Raw genomic sequence first — 6,755 nt, 5'->3', positions numbered from 1 at the left:
CCAAGATAGACGGTGGAGTTGCCATTCCCGTCCGTGAGGACATTGCCGACGGTGCCGGATCCCGACGGGATATTCGTCCCGGTCGGAACGTCCGCCGTCTTGAAAGTGATCGTATGTCCATCGACGGTCAGCGTTTCGCCATCGGTAGGAGCTCCGTTGGCAGCGATGGTCGTCGCGCCGGCGGTACCGGCCAGCTTCAAGGTGGCGACGAAGGTTGTCGTACCGTCGCCGGCCTTTACAGCCGAGCCGGTCAGCCCCGCCGAGGCACCGCCGAGCGTCGTCGATCCGGTCGCAACGGTTGTGCCGCCGGCAGCGCCGGAGAACAGCACGTTGGAGAGCGCGGTCGTGCTGGTGTAGGTCGTGGTGCCGCGCAGGTCGGTCGCCGTTGCGCCCGCGATCGTGGTCGAGACGTTGGACTTGGTCGAGTAGCCGACCGTGGTCTGGAGCGCCTGGTTCGCGATCGACTTCGCGCTGTCGAGCAGCTTCGAGAGCGAGGTGATGCCGGTGTTGGCAGCCTGGAGCACCTGCACGCCGTTGGCGATACCATCGAGCAGGTTGTTGATGTCGCTGGCGCGGTTGTCGAGCGACTGCGCGGTGAAGAAGTTGGTGGGGTTGTCGAGCGCCGAGTTCACCTTGTTACCAGTCGACAGACGGGACTGGGTGGTGGCGAGCAGGTCGGCGGTGGACTGGAGGGAGAGCAGGTTCTGACGAACCGAGGAGGAGAGAACGATACCGGACATACTGTTACCTTTCTGGTAGCTACGCGTCCTGTCTGACCGAGATTGATCAAACGACCGGCGGACGGTTGCGTCCAAGCCTCTAACAATCCGTGAAATGAAACCGCCGGTTTGTCCGCGTCGCGCCCAAAGTGCCCTCCCGCAAACTTCTGACCCGCGTCCTCGTCACTGTGCAAGATACTGAATTTGTTTCATTTTTTTACACCCCGGCCGCCGTTTACGACCCGTTAACCACATTGGGCAAGGATTGGACCCAAATCAGAGCGGGCAGCCGTCATTGACGGGACACGCGCGCCGCTCGTTACAAAAGGGTTGATGGAGAACAGGCATGGCTCTCAAGGTCGAGCTCAAACCGCACGAACGCATCATTGTCGGTAACTGCGTGATTACCAACACCGATCAGCGCGCCCGCCTTCTGATCGACGGCGAGAACGTGCCGATCCTGCGCGAGCGCGACATCCTCACGCCCGAGACCGCCGATACGCCGGCCAAGCTCGTCTATCTGGCGGTGCAGCTGATGTACATCTCGCCCGATCCGCAGTCCCAGCACGGCACCTATTTCAATCTGGTGCGCGACATCGTCACCGCCGTGCCGAGCGCCTGGCCGATCATCGAAGGCATCAACAACCACATCATGAACGGCGACCTCTACCGGGCGCTGAAAGATGCCCGCAAGCTGATCGCCTATGAAGAGAAACTGCGGGACCAGTACGAAGCGACCCATCCCAAGGGCGACGTCAGCTCAGCCGCCTGATCTCAAGACCCGCGCAAACGACAACGGCCCCGGATGAATCTCCGGGGCCGTTGTCGTTTCAGCCGGCCGCGATCACTGCGCCGCGAGCGGCGGCGCCTCGATCTCGATCAGGCGATCACCGGCTCGCCGCGCGCCGAACTCGAGCGCGGCCGACACCAGTGCGTCGATATCCGTCTCCTCGGTGCGGTGATTGACGATCGCGGCGCGGATCGCGAACTTGCCATCCAGCGTCGTGCCCGACGGCGCCGCAATGCCAGACTCCTGGATATCGGCGACGATCTCGCGATTGACAGCATCGCCGGCGCGGTAGCGGAAGCAGACGATGTTGAGGTTTACGGGCGCGAGCAATTCCAGCCGCGGTTCCGCGAGCACGCGCGCTTCGAGATATTTTGCGATCGCGCAGCTTCGCGCGATCACCGCACCCAGCCGGTCGGTGCCGAACGTCTTCAACGTGAACCAGGTCTTCAGCGCGCGGAAGCCGCGCGACAAATCCGGTCCGAGATCGCAGGGCCAGACGGCGCCGGCCGCAAGTCCCCGCGCCTCGCGCTGTAGATAGGCCGCCGGCTGCGCAAAGGCCTGCCGATGCCGTTCGCCGTCGCGCACCAGCAGGAAGCCGGCGTCATAAGGCACCTGCCCCCATTTGTGGAAGTCGAGCGCGATCGAATCCGCAAGCTCGATGCCGTCGAGCAGCGGCGCGAGCTCGGGCGAGAAGATCGCGAGCGCGCCGAAGGCGCCGTCGACGTGAAACCAGATCCCCTCCTCGCGGCACAACGCCGCGATCGCCTTGAGATCGTCGATCGCGCCGATGTCCACCGTGCCGGCAGAGGCTGTGACCAGGAACGGCTTGAAGCCAACCTCGCGATCGATCGCAATCTGCGCGCGCAGCGCCGCGACGTCGATGCGATGATCGGAGTCGACATCGATCTTGCGCAGCGCATCGGTGCCGAACCCGGCAATGTCCATTGCCCTGGAGATGCAGCCATGCGCCGCCTTCGACGCATAGGCCGTGAGCAGCGCGCCCTCGTTGCCGATGCCGTACTGTCGCGCTAGCGCGCCGAGCGCATTCGTGCGCGCCACCAGCACTGCCATCAGATTGGCCATCGACGTGCCCGTGACGAAGATGCCGCTCGCGCCCTCCGGAAAAGCGAACAGGCGGCGCATCCAGTCGGCGATCTGGCGCTCGACCTCGATCGGCATGTGATCGCGTCCGCCGAGATTGGCGTTGAGGCCGGCCGCTAGCATCTCGGCGAGCATGCCGACCGCCGTGCCGCCGCCATGCACCCAGCCCATGAAGCCGGGATGGACGTTGCCGGTCGCATAAGGCGCGACGCTTTCGGAGAATTCACGATAGACATCGGCGAGATCGCTCGCCGCACGCGGCACTTCGGCCCGGAAGCCTGCACGAACCTCGTCTGGAATCGGTTGCCAGACCGGACGCGCGCGCACATTGGCGATGCCGTCGATCGTCTCATCCAGCATGCGATGAGCGAGCGTGCGAAACTCACTCCAGTCCTGCGGATCGAGCGAGGTGCCGGTAACGGCTGCCTGCGTCTTGCGGACGATCTCGTTCATGCTGCGCTCCCCTCACCTGCCTTTGCGTGGCGTGACAGCATCGCCGTGAACGCGGCAAATATCTTGCGCATCTGCGGCGGCTTGTACGGAAACACCACCGGCGAATCCATGTTGTGCACGACCGCCGTGTTGTCGGCCTCGAACACCAGAAGCTCGCCGTTCTGGTTCTCGGCGCAATCGACGATGAAATAATCGAGACCGACGCGCCGGCTCATTTCGTCGAGCGCATTTTTGTGACGTGCTGCGAAGGCGCGCTCGAAGTCGAGCATGAAGACGGCTTCTTCAGCGCGCTTCTCCTCGCTGAACGCCATGTAGGCGTTGAGATACCAGATGTCCCAGCGATCGGCGATCGCCATGTGGCAGGCGTAAGGCCTGCCGTCGACCATGGTGAGGCGGTATTTGCGGTAGAGCCCGTCAAAGCTCGCATAGTCAACGAAGCGTGCGACGAAGAAGTCGTGCTCTTCGCGCTCGGCAAGATAGGCCGCGAGCGCTGCCGCGTCGTCGAGCTTCGCAAGCCCGACACCGGCATGGGTGCCACGCGGCCGCGCAATCATCGGAAAGTGCAATTCGCCCGTGATGTCCTTGCAGGCGATCCGCCCTTCCGAGAGAGCCGACAATTGAGCACGCGCCGCGTGGGCGGTCACGGGAATGTCGAGACCGGGGATGCCCGCCAGCAGCCGATACAATTTGTCGCGATCGAGATTGCCGATGAGATCGGGACGATTGAGCAGCGGCCGCGGCCAGCGCGGCGCGGCCTTTTCGATCAGCGCAAGCGCTTCGCGGCATTCCTCGGAATCGGATGCCACCACGATGGCAACGTCGTGATCAGGCAGCGTTTCCGGCAGGCCAACTCCCTTGGTCACATAGAGTGTCAGGAGTTCGATATCGGAGCCTTCGAGCAGGAATTCGATCGGCGTGTTGCCGCCCATGTCGATGTCGGCCGCAAGCGCAAGCACGCGCAAGCCCGGCTTCGGCGCCGCAGAGGGTGTACGAAACAGCTGATGGAAGGACAGCACTTCCGACTGGATGACGAGCCCGGCTTCCTTCTCGCCCATAAGCTGGGCAATCAGCGACAGATCCAGGCCCTCGCCCGCCTGCGCCGTGCCCTCCGCGATCCGCGCCAGGAGTTGGTCGCGCAACGGGTGCAGATCGACGCCCTCGAAGGCCTGGCGCGTCAACTGCGCAAAGCCGATACGGTCGGCATAGTTCGGCGCGGAAAGCGGATGCAACATCTCACACCTCGAATACGGGCTGCGTCGGCACAGCGGCGGCGCGGCCAAGCAGCAGTTCGATCTTCACCAGGACATGGGCGATCCGATCGAGCATGTGCTGCAGATTCCATTGCGCCTGTGTGACATCCGCCGACCAGGCGTCGGTCACGAGCCTTGCGCCGATGCACAGCCGCAGCACGGCCTGCGGCGCGGCGTCCGGCCGCTCCAGCCGGACCGGCTGCCCGATCAGGCAGCGTTGCGCGGCGACCTGACGGTCTGCTGCACTGCCGGTGATGTCATCGTTCATGTCGCGCGCCAGCGCGCGATGGACGGCGCCGGTGTCGGCGATGGAGACCGGCTTGCCGTCGCGCAACAGCATGAACGGAAAGATCGTACGCTGTGCGAATTCCTCGTCATCCACGCCGGCCTCGTCGAACGCCGCCGGAACAGCACGAAGCGACGGCGACAACGCGATCATACTGTCGATGCCGGCTGCAAGCTGGGTGAGTGCCTTGGCGCGGAAAGCCCCGGGCACGGCATAGTAACTGCCGATCTCCGCGAGCGCCGCCTCCCAGCGTAGCCACTGACCGAAATTCGGCCGGCGCTCAAAGCGCGAGCGCAGCGTCGTCCAGGCCTTCGGCCAGTCGCTGCGGCCGGCATAGTGGAAGAGGCCCGGTGCAAGCTCGCCAACCCGGTCGAGCGAGCGCGAGAGCCCTTTCGGCACCAGCAGCGCGCCGCTGAAGGCAGGGCCGCCGAAGAATTTGGAGCCGGTGATCAGCACCATGTAGCCGCGGTCGAGATAGGAACGCAGCCGACGGCGCCCAAGCCGCGCCTGGCACGCATCGACGACGACCTGAACCTTGCCGGGCCAGCGTCGCGCGATCTCATCGAGGCAGACTGCACTCGGCGAGCGCCAGCCGAGTTTTGACGAATCCATGACCTGGAGCAGAACGCGCTGGCCTTGTGCGAGGCTGGTCTCGACCGCGCGCAGCACCGCGGCGTCCGCATCCGGGCGTATCGCAATCCCAGGCGCCGGATCGAGCAGCGGCACCGCGATGCTGTCGCCGGCAAGCCCCACGACCGCACCGTCCTTGCGGACTGCAAAGCCGCTCGCCGTCATGGTGCTGAAATGGCGGCCGCGCGCGGTATGGACCGTCCCGCTTCCGGTCTGGTCGGCGCCGACCACGACCGTCACCGTCGTCGCGCCCAGGACCGCGCGCGCCAGGAACAGGGCGTGAAGCTGGGAGTCGGTGCCGGACGGCGAGAACACGATTTCGACGCGCGGCGAGAGCTGGAGATGGCCGCGCAACTCGTCGCGCATGTCCTCACAGCGCGCGTCGAAGGCCACCTCGACCTCGTCGAACAGCGATTTGTGCACGAGTTCCTCGCGCGCCAGCGCGGCGCGATCATAGCCGGCCTGCGAGATCGGCGATGCGGTCGACGAGGCGAAATTCCAGACGTCCGGCGCGGGCGACGGCGCGCAGCCATAGGCGTTGACGCGGTCTTTCGGGTCGAGCGCCAGCCGAGGATCTCCGCCGGAGACGAGCAGCGTATCCAGCGGCGTGAAGAGATCGCGCAGGCGGTAGCGCGAGCCGCCGTCGGACGCTCGCTCGGTATCAGACAGACGGGATGCGCCGGCGCTCATCCCGAAAGGCTCACGCCGCATCGGCCGCCGCCGCGGGTGCCGGCGCGAATTGCGATGCAATGTCGCCGTGGAACACCGAAGGCCCGACGTGGTCGAGCGAGCTCTGGATATCAGCCCAGATCTCGCCGCCGATATCGGTCCAGCGCTTGCAGAAGGCGAAGTCTTCGGAAAGGTAAGTGCCGGTCGCGGGATCGATCATGCATTCGAACAGCGCGAACCGGTTCTGGCTCGCCGCCAGCGTGTCGTGCGAATGCTCGCGGAAGAACTGCAAGCCGGCATAGTCCGGATGGCGGCACATCGCTTCCAACGCCTGGCGGCGGATCATCAGGAAGCCGGTGCCGGCATAGCGCACGCGGGTAAAACCGTTGACCACCACGATGCGGTCGGGATCCTCGATCTCGAGCACATAGTCGAGCGAGGCCGCCGGCACGTCGGCCCGGCCGGCCTGAACCGCCCGCTTCGCCTTGTCCCAGTTGACCCGCTTGATCGGATAACACCCGGCGACGACATCGGCTCCGGATTCGATCAACCGAAACACCTGCTCAGGCTTGAAGCCGATGTCGGCATCGATGAACAGGAAATGCGTCGCCTTGGGATCGTCCAGAAACAGTGTGACCAGATTGGCCCGAGCGCGGGTGATCAGCGCGTCGCCGTCCCGTAAATGCACCTTGAGCTCGAGATTGGACATGCCGTGCACGGCGCGCTGGAGCGCGAAGATCGAGCTCGCATAAATGCTCGACACCTGCCCGCCGAAGCACGGCGTGGCCACCACCAGTTGCATCTTGTCCGACATCGACGGCTCCGCCCCCGCTCAACCCCTCACCAAAAGGTAAACA

General features: G+C 64.9%; 6 protein-coding genes. 1 reads left to right on the top strand and 5 read right to left on the bottom strand.

What is annotated here, in order from left to right:
• The coding region (locus ABIB73_RS31035) for a DUF1522 domain-containing protein (protein WP_354230310.1) at positions 1–740 on the bottom strand (740 nt) is incomplete at its 3' end.
• Between the two features lie 325 nt (positions 741–1,065).
• Here ABIB73_RS31035 and flbT point away from each other — a divergent pair.
• Positions 1,066–1,491, top strand: a complete 426-nt coding sequence (gene flbT, locus ABIB73_RS31030) for a flagellar biosynthesis repressor FlbT (protein ID WP_354230309.1) — start codon at positions 1,066–1,068, stop codon at positions 1,489–1,491.
• A gap of 72 nt (positions 1,492–1,563) precedes the next feature.
• Here the strand turns inward: flbT and ABIB73_RS31025 are convergent, their stop codons facing one another.
• Genes ABIB73_RS31025 through ABIB73_RS31010 form a run of 4 tightly spaced genes read right to left on the bottom strand, consistent with a single transcriptional unit; the run spans position 1,564 to position 6,712 of the window.
• Complete coding sequence (locus ABIB73_RS31025) at positions 1,564–3,063, bottom strand: pyridoxal phosphate-dependent decarboxylase family protein (RefSeq protein ID WP_354230308.1); 1,500 nt, start codon at positions 3,061–3,063, stop codon at positions 1,564–1,566.
• A complete protein-coding gene (locus ABIB73_RS31020; RefSeq protein ID WP_354230307.1) occupies positions 3,060–4,295 on the bottom strand; it encodes an ATP-grasp domain-containing protein in 1,236 nt (411 codons plus the stop codon). The genes ABIB73_RS31025 and ABIB73_RS31020 overlap by 4 nt, the downstream gene beginning before the upstream one ends.
• A 1-nt stretch (position 4,296) precedes the next feature.
• Positions 4,297–5,940, bottom strand: a complete 1,644-nt coding sequence (locus ABIB73_RS31015) for a hypothetical protein (protein WP_354230305.1) — start codon at positions 5,938–5,940, stop codon at positions 4,297–4,299.
• The gene (locus ABIB73_RS31010) at positions 5,930–6,712 is read right to left on the bottom strand and encodes a methylenetetrahydrofolate reductase (RefSeq protein WP_354230303.1); all 783 of its coding nucleotides are present in this window, start codon (positions 6,710–6,712) and stop codon (positions 5,930–5,932) included. The genes ABIB73_RS31015 and ABIB73_RS31010 overlap by 11 nt, the downstream gene beginning before the upstream one ends.
• Positions 6,713–6,755: the final 43 nt, after the last annotated feature.

The organism is Bradyrhizobium sp. F1.4.3, from assembly GCF_040548375.1.
In the GTDB taxonomy this organism is placed as follows: Bacteria; Pseudomonadota; Alphaproteobacteria; order Rhizobiales; family Xanthobacteraceae; genus Bradyrhizobium.
Note: the sequence above shows the minus strand (reverse complement) of the source record. Positions and strands in the feature narration are given on the sequence as shown.